Source organism: Sinomonas sp. B1-1, from assembly GCF_050474465.1.
Taxonomy (GTDB): Bacteria; Actinomycetota; Actinomycetes; order Actinomycetales; family Micrococcaceae; genus Sinomonas; species Sinomonas flava.
Genome location: NZ_JBCHVF010000001.1, coordinates 594,956 through 611,369, shown reverse-complemented (window position 1 = coordinate 611,369; position 16,414 = coordinate 594,956). Strand labels below are relative to the sequence as shown.

Below are 16,414 nucleotides of genomic sequence, written 5' to 3'. Positions count from 1 at the left end.
GACCCGGCGTCAAGAGGAGGAACGATGATCCCGTCCGCGGTGGGATCGGCCGTCACAGCTGCGACTCCAGGTGCTGGGAGCAGGCGGTGAGCGCCCCCGGCGCCCAGCAGCCGCCGCCGCGCGAGCAGCCGGAGCCCGCGCGGCCGTCAGGGGAGCTGCAGCAGGCGTCCAGCCTGGACCCGGCCCTCGCCCGCGCGCTGTCGGATTTCCTCCGGTACCTCGCGCTCGAGCGCGGACGATCAGCCCACACCGTCCGGGCCTATGAGTCGGACCTCTCGTCGATGCTCGCGTCGGCCGCCGGGGACGGCGCCTGGGACCTGAGCGGGATCGATCTGGCGATGCTGAGGAGGTGGCTCGGCCGGCAGAGCGACTCAGGCTTGTCCCGGGCAACTCTGGCCCGACGCGCGTCGTCGGTCCGGGCGTTCATGGCCTGGGCCTTGAGGGAGGGACGCGTGGAGGCGGACCCCGCCCTGCGTCTCGCCGCGCCCAAGCGCGACAAGCACCTCCCCGCGGTCCTCCATCGCGAACAGGCCGAGCGGCTCGTCGAGGGTGCAGCCAGCGCCGCGTCGGAGGGCGACCCGGTCGCGGTACGGGACCTGGCACTGGTGGAGTTCCTCTACGCCACCGGGGTGCGGGTGGGCGAGCTCGTGGGCCTCGATGTCGACGATCTGGACTTCGAGCGACGCACAGCCCGCATCCTCGGCAAGGGCAACAAGGAACGGACCGTCCCGTTCGGGGAACCGGCTGCCGCAGCGCTCACGCGATGGCTTGCCCTTCGCCACACGCTCGCGAGCGCCGTCAGCGGCCCGGCCCTCTTCCTCGGCCGCCGCGGCGGCAGGCTCGGACAGCGGCAGGCGCGGGACGTCGTCGACCGCGCCCTGCGCGCGCTCGGGGACACGTCGGCGAGCGGCCCGCACACCCTGCGGCACACGGCGGCAACCCACCTGCTCGACGGGGGCGCAGATCTGCGCAGCGTCCAGGAACTGCTCGGGCACGCCAGCCTCGCCACGACGCAGCTCTACACCCACGTCTCGGTGGAACGGCTGCGAGCCAGTTACCTCTCGTCGCATCCACGCGCCTGATCGGCGGGGCGCACTGGCGCATGGCCGGTGTCTCGTGCAGAATGGTCGCGAACCCGCCGGTTCATGGCGCCTCGTGGAATACGGGGCGGCAGCGGCGGAACAACTGCATAGCCACGGGTCGATTGGGACACCCGCCAGCTGACGGTCGTAGGGGAAGACGTACCGACAGCGATGGAGGATGGAATGTCTGCAGTGATGACGCGTGGTCTGCTGTTCGTGCACTCGGCACCGAGCGCGCTGTGTCCCCACGTGGAGTGGGCCATCGGCTCGGTCGTTGACAAGCGCACGGATTTGGACTGGACGGCTCAACCAGCCGCTCCGGGAATGTTCTGTGCGGAGCTCTCGTGGATGGGGGCTCCGGGAACCGGCGCACAGCTTGCGTCCGCCCTGAGGGGCTGGGCGCATCTTCGCTATGAGGTCACGGAGGAGCCCAGTCCCGGCGTCGACGGCGCCCGGTGGTCACACACCCCCGAACTCGGGATCTTCCATGGGATGACCGATGTCCACGGCAACATCGTGGTCTCCGAAGACCGGATCAGGTACGCGTACGAGGCCGGTGCGGGCGATCCCGCCGTCGTCTACCACGAGCTTTCCCTCGCGCTGGGCGAGGCATGGGACGAGGAGCTGGAGCCGTTCCGGCACGCCGCGGAGGGCGCTCCCGTCCGCTGGCTGCACCAAGTGGGCTGAAGCCCCTCCCGCCCGATCCAGCCTCCTTCCCGTCCTCCAAGCGTCGCCGCAGCACAGACGAGGGGGGCCCGCCGCGTACTACGGTGGGCCCCCCTCGTCGTCGTTTGCGGCGGAGCGTGGTCAGTGGTTGCGGATGACCACGACGGCGTTGTGGCCGCCGAAGCCGAAGGAATTGCTCAGGGCCACGATGTCGCCCTGCGGGAGGTCGCGGGCGGTCGTCACAACATCGAGGGGAATGTCCGGGTCCTGGTGGTCCAGGTTGATCGTTGCCGGCGCCTTGCGCTCGTGCACGGCAAGGACGGTCAGCACAGCCTCGACGGCGCCTGAGGCGCCGAGGAGATGGCCCATCTGGGATTTCGTCGCCGACACGGCGACATTGTCGACATGCGCGCCGAGTGCCGCCTTGAGCGCGGTGTACTCGGGCCTGTCGCCGACCGGGGTGGACGTCGCGTGGGCGTTGACGTGGATGACGTCCTCGGGCTGGATTCGGGCGTCGAACATCGCCGCCTTGAGGGCGCGCGTGGCGCCGAGCCCCTCCGGGTCCGGAGCGGTGATGTGATAGGCATCTGCCGTCACGGACGTGCCGGCGAGCTCAGCATAGATGCGCGCGCCGCGGGCCAGGGCGTGCTCCTCGGCCTCGAGGACCAGCGCGCCTGCTCCTTCGCCCATGACGAAGCCATCACGGTCGATGTCGTAGGGGCGCGAGGCATGCTCGGGGTCGTCGTTGCGCTTGGACAGCGCCTGCATCGCGGCGAAGGACGCGAGCGGCATGGGGTGGATGGCGGCCTCGGCGCCGCCGACCATCACCACATCCGCCTTGCCGGCACGGATCAGCTCGAGGCCGACATTCATGGCCTCGGTCCCGGACGCGCAGGCGGAGACGGGCGTGTGGGCGCCGGCGCGAGCGCCGAGGTCGAGGCTGACCGCTGCCGCGACACCGTTGGGCATGAGCATGGGGACCGTCATCGGAAGGACGCGGCGCGGGCCCTTCTCGCGGAGCGTGTCCCATCCGTTCAGCAGCGTCCACACGCCCCCGATGCCGGTGGCGAATGCCACGGCGAGCCGATCGTGGTCGATCTCCTCGATCCCGGCGTCCCGCCACGCCTCACGGGCGGCGATGACGCCGTACTGGGTCGAGGGGTCCATGCGCTTCATCTCGACGCGGCTCAGGACGTCCTCGGCAGGAGTGGAGAGCTTGGCGGCGATCTTGACGGGCAGGTCGAATTCCTCGACCCAGTCGTCGGTGAGCCTGCGGACCCCCGAGACGCCCTTGAGGGCGTTCTGCCACAGGGTGGGGACGTCGCCGCCGATCGGCGTCGTGGCCCCGAGGCCGGTCACAACAACTTTGCGCGCCATGCTTCGCTCTTTCGGTTCGCGTCAGCGCCAGCGGTGCTGGCGGAAGTCTTGGGTGGCGGCCGGCGTGGTGGGCGCCGGCCGCCGCGGTCGCACTTAGGCCTGGGCCTTGGCGATGAAGTCGACAGCGTCGCCGACGGTGGAGAGGTTCTTGACCTCCTCGTCGGGGATGCGGACCCCGAACTTCTCCTCGGCGTTGACCACGATGGTCATCATGGAGATCGAGTCGATGTCGAGGTCATCCGTGAAGGACTTGTCGGGCTCGACGGCCTCGGTGGCCAGGCCCGTCTCCTCGTTGATGATCTCGGCCAGACCGGCGAGGATCTCTTCGTTGGTTGCCATGTCGGCTCCTTTTCTCGGTTCCCGGCGGTGGCCGGATCAGGGTTCCAGCCGCTCATGCGGCTTGGTCTCGGCCGCCTGGAGCAGGCGGCACAGTCTCAGGGGAGGACGATGACCTGGGCGCCGAACACAAGGCCAGCGCCGAAGCCGATCTGCAGGGCTAGCTTGCCGCTGAGGTCCGGGTTCTCCTTCAGCAGGCGATGGGCGGCGAGCGGGATGGAGGCCGCAGACGTGTTGCCCGCGTCCGCGATGTCACGCGCGACGATGACGGACGTCGGCAGGCCGAGCTGCTTGACCATCTCGTCGATGATGCGCATGTTGGCCTGGTGGGGGACGAACGCGGCGAGGTCCTCCGGGGCGATCCCGGCGGCGTCGAGCGCGCGCTTGGCGACCTTGGCCATCTCCCACACTGCCCAGCGGAACACGCTCTGGCCGTCCTGACGCAGCGTCGGCCAGATCTTGGCCTCGGTGCCGAGCACCGCGGCGGCGTTGCTGGCACCGTCGCGCTCCGCCTCGTCGGACAGGTCTCGCACATCGAGCAGGGAGTGCGTCATGCCGATCGTGCCCCACTTGCTGCCGTCGGAGCCCCACACCGAGGGCCCGATCCCCGGGGTGTCGGACGGTCCGACGACGACGGCGCCAGCGCCGTCGCCGAGCAGGAACGAGATCGTGCGCTCCGTGTTGTCGATGAAGTCGCTGAGCTTCTCGGCACCGATGACCAGCACGTACTCCGCGGCGCCGGAGCGCACGAGTGCGTCGGCCTGGGCGATTCCGTAGCAGTAGCCGGCGCATGCGGCCGAGATGTCATACGCGGGAGCCGGCGTCGCGCCGAGCCGATCGGCGAGCTGGGCAGCAGCAGAGGGCGTGGCGAAGGGGTGGGTCACCGTGGAGACGATGACGGCGCCCAGCTGGCTGCCGGTGATGCCCGCCGACTCGAGGGCCTCACGCGCGGCGCCTTCGGCCATGTCGATGACGCTCACGTCCGCTGGGGCGCGGTGGCGGGTGATGATGCCGGTGCGCTGGCGGATCCACTCGTCGGAGGAGTCGATCCACTGGCAGACGTCGTCGTTGGTGACGACCACCGAGGGCCGGTAGGCCCCGATGCCGGCGATCCGGGAGTGCTCGCGGGTGGGGGACTGCTTCAGGGTCGGCTGGCTCACACGGTCTCCTCTTCGCTCCGGGCCTCGCTGCTCTCGGCATCCGCGGCGAACAGCTCAAGCGCCGCAGCCACGTCGGCGGGCGTCTTGACGGCCACTGTCTTCACGCCGGGCATGCCGCGCTTGGCGAGGCCGACAAGGGTGCCGGCCGGCGCGAGCTCGATGACGCCCGTGACGCCGCGCGATGCGAGCGTCTCCATGCAGAGGTCCCAGCGCACCGGCCGTGAGACCTGGGCGATGAGACTCGCGACGGCGGCGTCGCCCGACGCGACGGGCGCGCCGTCGTAGTTCGACAGGAGCGGCACGGCCGGGTCGCTCACGGACAGCGAGGGCCGCAGGGCCTCGAGATCTGACACGGCCGAGGCCATGTGCTGCGTGTGGAAGGCCCCGGCCACCTTCAGCGGCACAATGCGGGTCTTGGCCGGCGGGTCCGCTGCGAGGGCCTCGAGCTGCTCGAAGGTGCCTGCCGCGACGATCTGGCCGCCCCCGTTGACGTTGGCCGGTTCGGCGCCGGCGGCAGCAATGGCAGCCAGCACCTCCTCGCGGTCGCCGCCGAGGACGGCGCTCATGCCTGTCGGAGCGACGGCCGCGGCGCGGGCCATCCCCTGGGCGCGGACGGCGACGAAGCGCATCGCGTCCTCGGCGCTCACGACGCCGGCGAGCGCCGACGCGGTGATCTCGCCGACCGAGTGGCCGGCCAGCACGATGGGCAGCTCCGAGAGCTCGACGTCGAACAGCGCCTCTGCGGTGACGATGCCGGCGGCCACGATGAGCGGCTGGGCGACGGCGGTGTCCTTGATGGTCTCCTCGTCCGAGGTGGTCCCGTGGGCCACGAGGTCAAGGCCTGCGACCTCTCCGAGGGCGCCCAGGCGATCGGCGACGGAGGGGACCTCTAGCCAGGGGGCCAAGAAGCCGGGCGTCTGGGAGCCCTGTCCAGGGCAGACAATTGCAAGCACGAATCCAAGCTTTCCAAATCGGCGGGCGTCCGCGGCGTGGGTGCACGCACCAAGCTCCAGAACGCGGTTTGTGGGAAGTCTACAACGAGTGGGGTAGTCGGCGTGGCCTGTCAGGAGCGTCCGGCAGGCCTCTCTCCGGCTGGCTTGCCTGTGCTTGCGAGCCGTCCGACCACCAGAGCGGTCTGCAGGACGAAGGCCTCGCGGGGGAGCAGCGGATCCCATCCCGTGACATCGCACACGCGCCGAAGCCGGTACCGGACGGTGTTGGCGTGGACGAACAGCTCCCGCGCCGTGGCCTCGAGCGAGTGGCCGAGCTCGAAGTAGGCGCTGAGGGTTTCCACGAGTCCGTTGGACGCGGCGACGAGCGGTCGGTAGATCTTCTGGACGAGGGCCCGGCGCGCGGCGTCGTCTCCCGCGACGACACGCTCGGGGAGGAGGTCGTCGGCCGAGACGGGGCGGGGAGCGTTGGGCCACGCGCGGGCCGCGGACAGGCCGGCGAACGCCGCCTGCGCCGACATGCTCGCCTCGGGGAGCGTGGGCGCCTCCGGGCCGAACACCACGGGACCCGGCGCGAAGAGGTCGGCGAGACGGGCCATCGCGCCGGGGGGATCGTCGAGTCCGCCGAGGATCAGGATGAGCCTGTCGCCCTGGATGCCCACGAGCGCGTCCTGGGCGTAGCGGCCGGCCAGACGCCGCAGCTCGCCCACATAGGTCGGGCTCGGCTCGAGGGGGGCGCTGCCCACCATGACGGTGAAGCGCTCCTGGGCCTTCCATCCGAGCGCCGCGATCCGCGAGCGCAGGGCGTCGGTGTTCTCTCCCCGCAGGATCGCGTCCACGATGAGCGCCTCGAGCCGGGTGTCCCACGAGCCCCGGGTCTCGGCGGCGCGTGCGTAGACGTCGGCAGCGGCGAAGGCGACCTCGCGGGAGTAGCGCAGGACGGCTTCGCGCAGGGCAGGCTGGTCCTCTTCGGGTGCGAGGTGGGGGACCTGGTCCTCGACCGCCTCGACCACGATCCGGATGAGCTGGAGCGCCTTCTGGAGGCTGATGGAGCGGGTGAGCTCTGTCGGTGCGCTGCCGAAGACGTCGGACAGTATCCATGAGGGCATGGTGGGCCGCTCGTACCAGGTGACGAAGGCCGCGATCCCGTTCTGCGCCACGAGCCCGAGCGCGGACCGCTCGTCGGCGCTGAGCCGGCTGTACCAGGGCAGCGCCCGCTCGAGCTCGCGCATGGTGGTGGTCGAGAGCTGGCCGACGTTGGCCCGCAGCTTCTTGACCGTCTCCGCCTTGGCCGGGGAGATGGTCAGCTTGCCGTTCGGCGAGCCGCCGGTGGACTGCTTGGGCTGGCTCATGCCTAGAGCATAGGCGAGCCGGGGCCCGGGGTGAATTTTGTGTGAAGGCTACAAGCCGGAGTGCGCGGGTTCACACACGACGGCGGCCCTCCCCGTAGCTGGGAAGGGCCGCCGTGGGTCTGGGGCGGCTGCAGGCCGCCCGGGACGGGGGAGTGGGCTAGGACTCGCCGCCCGCGTTGCCGGTTGACCCGGCGTTCACGTCGTTGAGGCGGTACCGGTCGAACGCCTGACGGGGTGCGTCGGCGTCGACCTCGCCGCGCCGGGCCAGCATCTGGAGCGCACGGACCACGACCGAGTGGCTGTCGATGTGGAAGTACCGGCGCGCCGCGGCACGGGTGTCGGCGAAGCCGAAGTCATCGGCGCCGAGCGTCGCGAACTCGTTCGGGAGGAACTGGCGGATCTGGTCGGGCACGGCCTTCATGTAGTCCGTCACCGCCACGATCGGACCGGTGGCCCCGGCGAGCTGCTGGGTGACGAACGGCTGACGCGGTTCCTGGCCTGGGTTGAGGAAGGCTTCCTCCTCGGCCGCCAGGCCGTCACGCCGGAGCTCGTTCCATGAGGTGACGCTCCACACGTCCGCGGAGACTCCCCACTCCTCCGCGAGGATCTGCTGGGCCTCGAGGGCCCAGGGCACGGCCACACCCGAGGCGAGCAGCTGGGTGCGCGGGCCGTCGATCTTCGCCGGCGCGAGGAGGTAGATGCCCCGGACCAGGCCTTCGACGTCGAGCTCGTCCGGCTCGGCAGGCTGGACGATCGGCTCGTTGTAGACCGTGAGGTAGTACATGACGTTCGGGTTCGGGTGCTTCCCGCCGTACATGCGCTCGAGGCCGGACTTGACGATGTGGCCGATCTCATAGCCGTAGGCGGGGTCGTAGGCAACGACCGCGGGGTTCGTCGAGGCCAGCAGCGGGGAGTGCCCGTCGGCGTGCTGGGTGCCTTCGCCGGTGAGCGTGGTCCGACCGGCGGTGGCGCCGATGATGAAGCCTCGGGCCATCTGATCCGCGGCGGCCCAGATGCCGTCGCCGGTGCGCTGGAAGCCGAACATCGAGTAGAAGACGTAGATCGGCACGAGGGTTTCGCCGTGCGTGGCGTAGGAGGTGCCCGCGGCTGTGAACGCCGCGATCGAGCCCGCCTCGTTGATGCCCGCGTGCAGGATCTGGCCGGCGGGGGACTCCTTGTACGCGAGCACGAGGTCGCGGTCCACCGAGAGGTAGTTCTGGCCCTTCGGGTTGTAGATCTTCGCGGTCGGGAAGAACGCGTCCATGCCGAACGTGCGGGCCTCGTCGGGGACGATGGGGACGACGCGCTTGCCGAACTCCTTGTCCCGCATGAGGTCCTTGAGCAGGCGGACGAAGGCCATCGTCGTGGCCGCCTGCTGCTTCCCGGAGCCGCGCTTGGCCACCTCGAACGACTTGTCGTCGGGCAGCGCGATGCCCTCGTGGGGATCGCGGCGCTCGGGCAGGAAGCCGCCGAGCTCCTTGCGGCGCTGCATCATGTACTGGATCTCGGGGGCGTCCTGCCCCGGGTGGTAGTACGGCGGCTCGTAGGGGTTCGCCTCGAGCTGCTCGTCCGTGATCGGGATCCGCAGGTGGTCGCGGAAGTCCTTGAGGTCCTGCAGGGTCATCTTCTTCATCTGGTGGGTCGCGTTGCGGCCCTCGAAGTGCGGACCCAAGCCGTAGCCCTTGACGGTCATCGCCAGGACGACAGTCGGCTTGCCCTTGAACTCGGTGGCGGCCTTGTAGGCGGCGTAGACCTTCCAGTAGTCGTGGCCGCCGCGCTTGAGGTTCCAGATCTGCTCGTCCGAGTAGTCGGCGACGAGTTCCTTGGTCTCGGGCGTCTTGCCGAAGAAGTGCTCGCGCACGAACCCGCCCGACTCGGCCTTGTAGGTCTGGTAGTCGCCGTCGAGCGTCTCGTTCATGATCTTGACGAGCTGGTTGTTGTCGTCGCGGGCCAGCAGGCTGTCCCACTCGCGTCCCCAGATGACCTTGATGACGTTCCAGCCCGCGCCGCGGAAGAACGCCTCGAGCTCCTGGATGATCTTGCCGTTGCCGCGCACCGGGCCGTCGAGGCGCTGCAGGTTGCAGTTGACCACGAAGGTGAGGTTGTCGAGATTCTCGTTGGCGGCGAGCTGGAGCAGGCCGCGGGACTCGGGCTCGTCCATCTCGCCGTCGCCGAGGAAGGCCCACACGTGCTGGTCGGACGTGTCCTTGATCCCGCGGTTGTGCAGGTACCGGTTCGTCTGGGCCTGGTAGATGGCGTTCATCGGCCCGATGCCCATCGAGACGGTCGGGAACTCCCAGAACTCCGGCATCATGCGGGGGTGCGGGTAGGAGGAGAGGGCGTGGCCCTCGCGGGACTTCTCCTGGCGGAAGCCGTCGAGGTCCTCCTCGGACAGGCGCCCCTCCATGAACGCGCGTGCGTACATGCCGGGGGAGGCGTGGCCCTGGAAGAAGACCTGGTCGCCGCCGCCGGGGTGGTCCTTGCCGCGGAAGAAGTGGTTGAACCCGACCTCGTAGAGGGTCGCCGCGCCCGCGTAGGTGGAGATGTGCCCGCCCACGCCGATGCCAGGCCGCTGCGCCCGGTGCACCATGATTGCGGCGTTCCACCGCATGTAGGCGCGGTAGCGGCGTTCGAACTCCTCATTGCCGGGGAACTCGGGCTCCTGGTCCGCGGGAATCGTGTTGACGAAGTCCGTCGTGGTGACCATCGGCACACCCACGCTCTGCGACCCGGCACGCTGCAGGAGGCTGCGCATGATGTACTGCGCCCGCGCAGTGCCGCGCTCCTCGATGAGCGAATCGAGCGATTCGATCCACTCCGCCGTCTCGTCGGGGTCTCGGTCGGGCAGCTGATTCGTCAGGCCGCTGAGGATGTGCGAGGTCTCTTCTCCTACAGACACGTCCAAACCTCTCTTCGAGCCCGGAGACCGGAGCTGGTGGCAGCCGGGCGGCGGGCGGTGTCGTCGCTGTGCCCTGTGCGTTCAGGGCGTTCGTGCTCAAGTGCTGCTGGGGCCGGGGTCATCCAGGCCGTGCCGCACCCACGGGCCACTCTAGCCGCGGTGCGGTGGCGATGCGTAGCGGGCGCCTGCCGCCCCCGGCTGTATTGCGATTGCCGTGCTCCGGCGTCCCCGCGGGCCCGACGGTGCCCGCAGCCACGGCCTCTTGGGCGGTGCGCGCTTGAAGCGGCGGGGCAAACGGTGTTGGCTTGTACATACGGTGGAGGTGTCCCGGGCCGTCGCGTCAAGCGGCACCCGGGGCTCTTGCGCCGAGGTCCCGCCGCGGGCGAGGGCCAGGAAGACATTATGAAGGAGGAGGACGACGTGGGCGAGACGGACACCGCCGCAGACAGCAATGTGGCGGCGCGATTGGGTTTCAAAGACGGGGACCTGATCCAGGAGTTCGGCTACGACGAGGACGTTGACTTCGGCCTGCGTGAGGCGATCGAGGAGGCAACCGGCTCGGACCTCCTCGACGAGGACGACCACGACGTGGTCGACGGTGTCATCGTGTGGTGGCGGGAGGACGACGGCGATCTCGTCGACATGCTCATGGACGCCCAGACCACTCTCGAGGAATCCGGCGTCGTCTGGCTTCTCGTCCCGAAGCAGGGACGTGATGGCCATGTGCGCCCGGTCGAGGTCCAGGAGGCTGCGCCGACGGCCGGCCTGCACTCGACCTCGTCGGTGGGCGTGTCGAAGGACTGGAGCGCGACGCGCCTGGTCCGGAAGAAGCAGTGACGGCGCTGCCGTCCCCGGGTCCCCAGGTCGGCGAGAGCGCTCCGGACTTCGAGCTGTCCAATCAGTTCGGCGAGCCCGTCCATCTGGAATCCCTGCGGGGCCGTCCGGTGGTCGTGGTGTTCTTCCCCTTCGCCTTTTCCGGCATCTGCACCGGCGAACTCGGTGAGCTGCGCGACAACAGGGAGATCTTCGCCGCGGCGGGGGCGCAAGTCCTCGCCGTTTCCGTGGACAGCAAGTTCACCCAGCGGGCCTACGCCCAGGCGGAAGGATACGATTTCCCGCTTCTGGCAGACTTCTGGCCCCATGGGGCCGTCGCCCGCCGCTTCGGCGTCTTCGACGAGAGGGACGGCATGGCCCTGCGGGGCACCTTCATCCTCGACGCCGACGGGGTGGTTCGCTACCGGGTGGTCAATCCGCGCGGGAAGGCGCGCGACCTCGACGGCTACCGTTCGGCACTCGCCGCGATCTCGGGCTGACGCGGATCTCGCTGACGCGCGGCGGCGGCGCCGGACGTTTTCCGGCCCCCGATCCGCTGCGGTACAGTGGTGCCCCGGCGCGCCTGATGGCGCGCCGTCGTCAGGGTCTTTAGCTCAGCTGGTAGAGCGCCACGCTTACACCGTGGATGTCATCGGTTCGATCCCGGTAGGACCCACCACCACGTCCTCTGCGGTGCCGCGCCTCTCGGCTCTGCGGGATGCTTCCCGTGCATGGAAGAAGCCTCCCGCCGCGGCCATTGGGGGGTTCGCCGCGACGGGAGGCTCTGACACGAGCATACGGTCAAGGGCGCCAAAGTCCAAACACTCGTGATGAAAATCTTCCTGCCCGTCCCTCCGTGACGACGGCAACTGTGGCAAACGTGTGCCAAAAATGAGGCACGCCGAAATAAGATGTCAAACAGTGATCCTCGGAAAGGGCGTCAACTAGCCTTGGATGCGGAATCCCACGAAGAGACGGAGAGTACATGTCTGCACAGATCGGCGTCACCGGCCTTGCGGTGATGGGCGCGAACCTCGCCCGTAACCTCGCGCGCAACGGGTACACCGTGGCGCTTCACAACCGGTCCGTCGAGAAGACGGATGCCCTTCTCGCCAAGCACGGCGACGAGGGCGACTTCGTGCGCACGGAGACCCTCCAGGAACTGGTCGACTCGCTTGAGAAGCCGCGCCGCGTCCTGATCATGGTCAAGGCCGGCGCGCCGGTCGACGCCGTCGTGGACCAGCTTGTCCCGCTCCTCGAGGAGGGCGACATCGTCATCGACGCCGGCAACTCGCACTACGCCGACACGCGCCGTCGCGAGGCCGCACTCGCCGAGAAGGGCCTCCACTTCGTGGGCGTCGGTGTCTCCGGTGGCGAGGAGGGCGCGCTCAACGGACCGTCGATCATGCCCGGCGGCTCCAAGAAGTCCTACGAGGCCCTTGGCCCCATGCTCGAGAAGATCTCGGCCAAGGCCGACGGCGAGCCGTGCTGCGCGTGGGTCGGCACGGACGGCGCTGGCCACTTCGTGAAGATGGTCCACAACGGCATCGAGTACGCGGACATGCAGGTCATCGGCGAGGCATACGACCTGCTGCGCAGCGCGGCAGGCATCGAGCCCGCGGAGCAGGCGGAGATCTTCGCGGAGTGGAACAAGGGCGAGCTGTCCTCCTTCCTGATCGAGATCACTGCTGAGGTCCTGGCGCACGTCGATGCGAAGACGGGCAAGCCGTTCGTCGACGTCGTCGTCGACGCCGCCGGCCAGAAGGGCACCGGCCGCTGGACCGTGCAGTCCGCGCTGGACCTCGGCTCCCCGGTCTCCGGCATCGCAGAATCCGTGTTCGCCCGTGGCATCTCGTCCCAGGCTGAGCAGCGGGCCATCGCCCAGGAGACCCTCGCCGGCCACGAGGCCAGCGCCGAGGTTCCCGACGGGTTCGTCGAAGACGTCCGTCAGGCGCTCTACGCCTCCAAGCTCGTCTCCTACGCCCAGGGCCTGGACATGCTCGGCAGCGCCGCGACGGAGTACGGCTGGGACCTCAGGCTCGACGAGATCGCCTCGCTCTGGCGTGCCGGCTGCATCATCCGCGCCGCTCTCCTGAAGGACATCACGGCCGCCTACAAGGGGGACAGCAAGCCCGCCAACCTGCTGTTCGCCCCGGCCTTCGCCGAGTCCATCGCCGCGGCCGTCCCCGCCTGGCGCCGCGTGGTGGCCACCGCGGTCCAGCTCGGCATCCCCGTGCCGGTCTTCTCGTCCTCGCTCGCGTACTACGACGCCCTCCGCCGCAAGCGACTCCCCGCTGCCGTCATCCAGGGCCAGCGCGACCTCTTCGGAGCCCACACCTACCAGCGCGTGGACACCGAGGGGACATTCCACACCCTCTGGGGCGAGGACCGCTCGGAGATCTCGGCAGTCGACACCCACTGAGCCGGCCGCGCACGCCCGAAGGGCGCCCCTGCCGCTGGCAGGGGCGCCCTTCTCGCTGCTGCACCCGCAGCGCACGACGGCGCCGCGCGCCTGGGGTGGCGGGCGGCGCCGTCGTGCGCGCTCCGGGACTGAGGCGGCCAGACCGTGAGACGGCCAGACCGTGCCGCTCAGATGTAGTAGTACTCCGCGGGGTCCACGGCCGGCGTGGTCTCCTTGGCGGCGTCGCGGTGGCGCCACGTGGCCGGCACGCCTGTCACGATCGAGTTCGGCGGAGCGTCCTTGACCACCACGGCGTTGGCGCCCACGGCGCTTCCGGCCCCGATGGTGATCGGGCCGAGCACCTTCGCCCCGGCGCCGATCGTCACGCCGTCGCCGATGGTGGGGTGCCGCTTGACCTTGGCGAGGGACCGGCCGCCGAGAGTCACTCCGTGGTAGAGGAACACGTCGTCGCCGATCTCCGCTGTCTCGCCGATCACGACGCCCATCCCGTGGTCGATGAAGAACCGTCGCCCGATCGTCGCCCCGGGGTGGATCTCGATGCCGGTGAGGAACCTCCCGGCCTGGGAGATGAGGCGCGCGGCGAAGCGCAGGTCCTCGCGCTGCCACATGGCGTGCGTGAGGCGGTGGATCCAGATCGCATGCAGGCCGGAGTACGCGAGGAAGTTCTCCACGTTGCCCCGGGCCGCGGGGTCATGCGCTGCTGCCGCCGCCAGGTCCTCCCGGAGCCGTGCAACGGTGCGTTTGATCAGAGACACAGATTTCCTTCTGCCGTGGCCGGAGCCGGCGCTCCTAGCCCCGGATGTCGTCGTACAGGACCGTGGAGATGTACCGCTCGCCGAAGTCGCACACGACGGCGACAATGAGCTTGCCCTTGTTCTCCGGCCGCTTCGCGAGTTCGAGCGCTCCCCAGACGATCGCGCCTGAGGAGATACCGCCGAGGATGCCCTCCTGGGCGGCCAGCGCGCGGGCGGTGGACACCGAGTCCTCCAGGGTGGCGTCGAGCACCTCATCGTACACGTTGGTGTCGAGGATCTCGGGCACGAAGTTCGCGCCGAGGCCCTGGATCTTGTGCGGACCCGCGGGGCCGCCGTTGAGGATCGCGGAGTCCTTGGGCTCGACGGCGACGATCTGCACGCCCGGCTTGCGCTCCTTGAGGACCTGGCCGACGCCGGTGATGGTGCCGCCGGTGCCGATGCCGCTGACGAAGATGTCCACTTCTCCGTCCGTGTCCTTCCAGATCTCCTCCGCAGTCGTGGCACGGTGGACGGCGGGGTTGGCCGGGTTGGCGAACTGCTGGGCCCAGATGGAGTTCTCGGTGTTCGCCACGATCTCCTGGGCCTTCTCGACAGCTCCGCGCATGCCGTCCGAGCCCGGTGTGAGGACGATCTCGGCCCCGTAGGCCCGCAGGAGGACGCGGCGCTCGGTCGACATGGTCTCCGGCATCGTCAGGATGACCTTGTAGCCCCGGGCGGCGCCGACGAGGGCCAGCGCGATGCCCGTGTTGCCGGAGGTGCCTTCCACGATCGTCCCGCCCGGCTTGAGCGCGCCGGCCTTCTCGGCGGCCTCGACGATCGCGACGCCGATGCGGTCCTTGACGCTGTTGGCGGGGTTGTAGAACTCGAGCTTGACGGCGACCTGGGCCTCGAGGCCCTCCGTCAGCCGGTTCAGGCGGACCAGCGGGGTGTTGCCGACCAGCTGCGTGACGTCGTCATAGATGCGTGCCATGAGTCCTTTGCTTCCTGAAGAATGTGGGCGTGACAAGGAGGCCGGGGGGCCCGACTGCGGCTTCAGCCTAGTCAGCCGCCTCCGGGCCCGGCTAGGCAATGAGCCATGCCGAGTAATATTTGCGGGCCTTGGCGAGCTTGGGATTGATGATCACGTGGCAGTACCCGGCGTCCGGGTTCTTCGCGTAGTAGTCCTGGTGGAACTCCTCCGCAGGGTAGAAGGTGCTCGCGCGGGCCACCTCGGTGACGATCGGCGCGTTCCAGAGCCCCTGGTTCCGTTCGATCGCCGTCTCGAAGAGCGCCCGCTCCTCTTCTGTGAGGTAGAACATCGACGAGCGGTACTGCGTCCCCACGTCGTAGCCCTGGCGGTTGAGGGTGGTGGGATCGTGGAGCGCGAAGAACATGTCGAGGACGACGTCCTGCGGGATCACTTCCTCGTCGAACGTCACCGCGACGACCTCGGCGTGCCCGGTCATGCCGCTGCAGACGCTGTAGTAGTCCGGATCCGGGAAGTGGCCCCCGATGTAGCCGGAGACGACGGAGCTGACACCCTTGGTCTTCTGGTAGACCGCATCGAGGCACCAGAAGCAGCCTCCGCCCAGAATGAAGGTCTTCATGCTGCCTACAATGTCCGCAGCCCGCGGAAGATTCCCGAGAGAGGACCGCCCCTCGTGTCAGAGCAGACCGGCCCAGACCCCCAGACCGAGAAGGACCCGTCAGCAATGCAGGACGAGGAGGCCCGTGAAAGCCATCGGAATGCGCCCGAGGGGGCGTCCGGGCCATCTCTGGCGGACGTGCTCGTGGCCGTCGAGGAACTGTGGCCCGAGTCTCTCTCGGAGGAGTGGGACGCCGTCGGCCTCGTCACGGGTCGCCCGTCCCAGCCCGTGCGCAGGATCCTGTTCTCGGTCGACCCCGTGCTCGAGGTGATCGAAGAGGCCGCGGCCTGGGAGGCGGACCTCGTCATCGCCCACCACCCGCTCCTGCTGCGCGGGGTCACGAGCGTCGCCGCGAACACGCCCAAGGGACGCGCCGTCCACCGCCTCATCGAGTCGGGCATCGCGCTGCTGACGGTGCACACCAACGGCGACTCGGCCGTCGGCGGAGTCTCGGACGTGCTTGCCGACGCCCTCGGGCTCGACCCGGTCGAACCCCTCACCAAGGCCGCGAACGGCCTCCCCGAAGAAGGGATCGGGCGGGTCGGGGACCTCCCGGAGATCACGAGCCTGGGCGACCTCGCGGGACGGCTCTTCGGCGTCCTGCCCGCGGTCGCGGGGGGTGTGCGGGTCTCGGGAGACCGCGATGGCCTCGTGCGCCGCGTGGCGGTCTGCGGCGGCGCTGGAGACAGCCTGTTCGACGCGGTGCGCGAGTCAGGGGCGGACGTCTACGTCACCGCCGACCTGCGCCATCATCCGGCCTCCGAGGCCCGTGAGTCCTCCGCCGACGGACGCCCCTACCTCGTGGACGTCAGCCACTTCGCGAGCGAGTGGCTATGGCTCCCCGCTGCGGCGGCCGCGCTCGACAACGTGCTCAAGGACCAGGGCCACACCGTGGACATCCGCGTCTCCACCATCAACACCGACCCGTGGGACTTCATCCTGACCCCGAGCGAAGGATAGAGTCGCAGGCCACACAG

General features: G+C 69.5%; 15 protein-coding genes and 1 tRNA gene. 7 read left to right on the top strand and 9 right to left on the bottom strand.

Annotated elements, in window-relative coordinates:
* The first annotated feature begins 155 nt into the window (after positions 1-155).
* Both ACQ5BE_RS02860 and ACQ5BE_RS02855 read left to right on the top strand, forming a co-directional pair.
* A complete protein-coding gene (locus ACQ5BE_RS02860) occupies positions 156-1,082 on the top strand; it encodes a tyrosine recombinase XerC (RefSeq protein ID WP_430295765.1) in 927 nt (308 codons plus the stop codon).
* 183 nt (positions 1,083-1,265) lie between these two features.
* Positions 1,266-1,769 carry a DUF3145 domain-containing protein gene (locus ACQ5BE_RS02855; protein ID WP_430295390.1) on the top strand — a complete coding sequence of 168 codons (504 nt, stop codon included), beginning with the start codon at positions 1,266-1,268 and terminating at the stop codon, positions 1,767-1,769.
* 120 nt (positions 1,770-1,889) lie between these two features.
* Here ACQ5BE_RS02855 and fabF read toward each other — a convergent pair whose 3' ends face one another.
* From fabF to aceE, 6 genes are all read right to left on the bottom strand, one after another.
* On the bottom strand, positions 1,890-3,125 hold the full coding sequence (fabF, locus tag ACQ5BE_RS02850; RefSeq protein ID WP_430295389.1) for a beta-ketoacyl-ACP synthase II: 1,236 nt from the start codon (positions 3,123-3,125) through the stop codon (positions 1,890-1,892).
* 93 nt (positions 3,126-3,218) lie between these two features.
* Complete coding sequence (locus ACQ5BE_RS02845; protein ID WP_208712732.1) at positions 3,219-3,464, bottom strand: acyl carrier protein; 246 nt, start codon at positions 3,462-3,464, stop codon at positions 3,219-3,221.
* Positions 3,465-3,559: 95 nt separating this feature from the next.
* Positions 3,560-4,621, bottom strand: coding sequence for a beta-ketoacyl-ACP synthase III (locus tag ACQ5BE_RS02840; protein ID WP_430295388.1), 1,062 nt, complete (start codon positions 4,619-4,621; stop codon positions 3,560-3,562).
* A complete protein-coding gene (locus ACQ5BE_RS02835) occupies positions 4,618-5,574 on the bottom strand; it encodes an ACP S-malonyltransferase (protein WP_430295387.1) in 957 nt (318 codons plus the stop codon). Before ACQ5BE_RS02835 ends, ACQ5BE_RS02840 begins: the two co-directional genes overlap by 4 nt.
* A 110-nt stretch (positions 5,575-5,684) precedes the next feature.
* Positions 5,685-6,923, bottom strand: coding sequence for a PucR family transcriptional regulator (locus ACQ5BE_RS02830; RefSeq protein ID WP_344298331.1), 1,239 nt, complete (start codon positions 6,921-6,923; stop codon positions 5,685-5,687).
* A gap of 157 nt (positions 6,924-7,080) precedes the next feature.
* Positions 7,081-9,822: a pyruvate dehydrogenase (acetyl-transferring), homodimeric type gene (gene aceE / locus ACQ5BE_RS02825; protein ID WP_413247910.1), complete on the bottom strand. Its 2,742-nt coding sequence runs from the start codon at positions 9,820-9,822 to the stop codon at positions 7,081-7,083.
* 420 nt (positions 9,823-10,242) lie between these two features.
* Between aceE and ACQ5BE_RS02820 the strand changes: the two genes are divergently transcribed.
* The 4 genes from ACQ5BE_RS02820 (at position 10,243) to gndA (ending at position 13,057) form a co-directional block, all read left to right on the top strand.
* Entirely contained in the window at positions 10,243-10,659 is a 417-nt protein-coding gene (locus ACQ5BE_RS02820) for a DUF3052 domain-containing protein (protein ID WP_413251003.1), read from the top strand.
* Positions 10,656-11,135 (top strand): peroxiredoxin, encoded by a 480-nt coding sequence (locus tag ACQ5BE_RS02815; RefSeq protein ID WP_430295386.1) that lies wholly within the window; start codon positions 10,656-10,658, stop codon positions 11,133-11,135. Before ACQ5BE_RS02820 ends, ACQ5BE_RS02815 begins: the two co-directional genes overlap by 4 nt.
* 103 nt (positions 11,136-11,238) lie before the next feature.
* Positions 11,239-11,314: transfer RNA gene (locus ACQ5BE_RS02810), tRNA-Val, on the top strand.
* Between the two features lie 306 nt (positions 11,315-11,620).
* A complete protein-coding gene (gene gndA, locus ACQ5BE_RS02805) occupies positions 11,621-13,057 on the top strand; it encodes an NADP-dependent phosphogluconate dehydrogenase (protein ID WP_430295385.1) in 1,437 nt (478 codons plus the stop codon).
* A gap of 167 nt (positions 13,058-13,224) precedes the next feature.
* Here gndA and epsC read toward each other — a convergent pair whose 3' ends face one another.
* From epsC to msrA, 3 genes are all read right to left on the bottom strand, one after another.
* Positions 13,225-13,803: a serine O-acetyltransferase EpsC gene (gene epsC / locus ACQ5BE_RS02800; RefSeq protein WP_208712999.1), complete on the bottom strand. Its 579-nt coding sequence runs from the start codon at positions 13,801-13,803 to the stop codon at positions 13,225-13,227.
* Positions 13,804-13,846: 43 nt separating this feature from the next.
* A complete protein-coding gene (gene cysK / locus ACQ5BE_RS02795) occupies positions 13,847-14,782 on the bottom strand; it encodes a cysteine synthase A (protein WP_208712726.1) in 936 nt (311 codons plus the stop codon).
* A gap of 91 nt (positions 14,783-14,873) precedes the next feature.
* Positions 14,874-15,398 (bottom strand): peptide-methionine (S)-S-oxide reductase MsrA, encoded by a 525-nt coding sequence (gene msrA, locus ACQ5BE_RS02790; protein ID WP_430295384.1) that lies wholly within the window; start codon positions 15,396-15,398, stop codon positions 14,874-14,876.
* 105 nt (positions 15,399-15,503) lie between these two features.
* Between msrA and ACQ5BE_RS02785 the strand changes: the two genes are divergently transcribed.
* The gene (locus tag ACQ5BE_RS02785) at positions 15,504-16,397 is read left to right on the top strand and encodes a Nif3-like dinuclear metal center hexameric protein (RefSeq protein ID WP_208712998.1); all 894 of its coding nucleotides are present in this window, start codon (positions 15,504-15,506) and stop codon (positions 16,395-16,397) included.
* Positions 16,398-16,414: the final 17 nt, after the last annotated feature.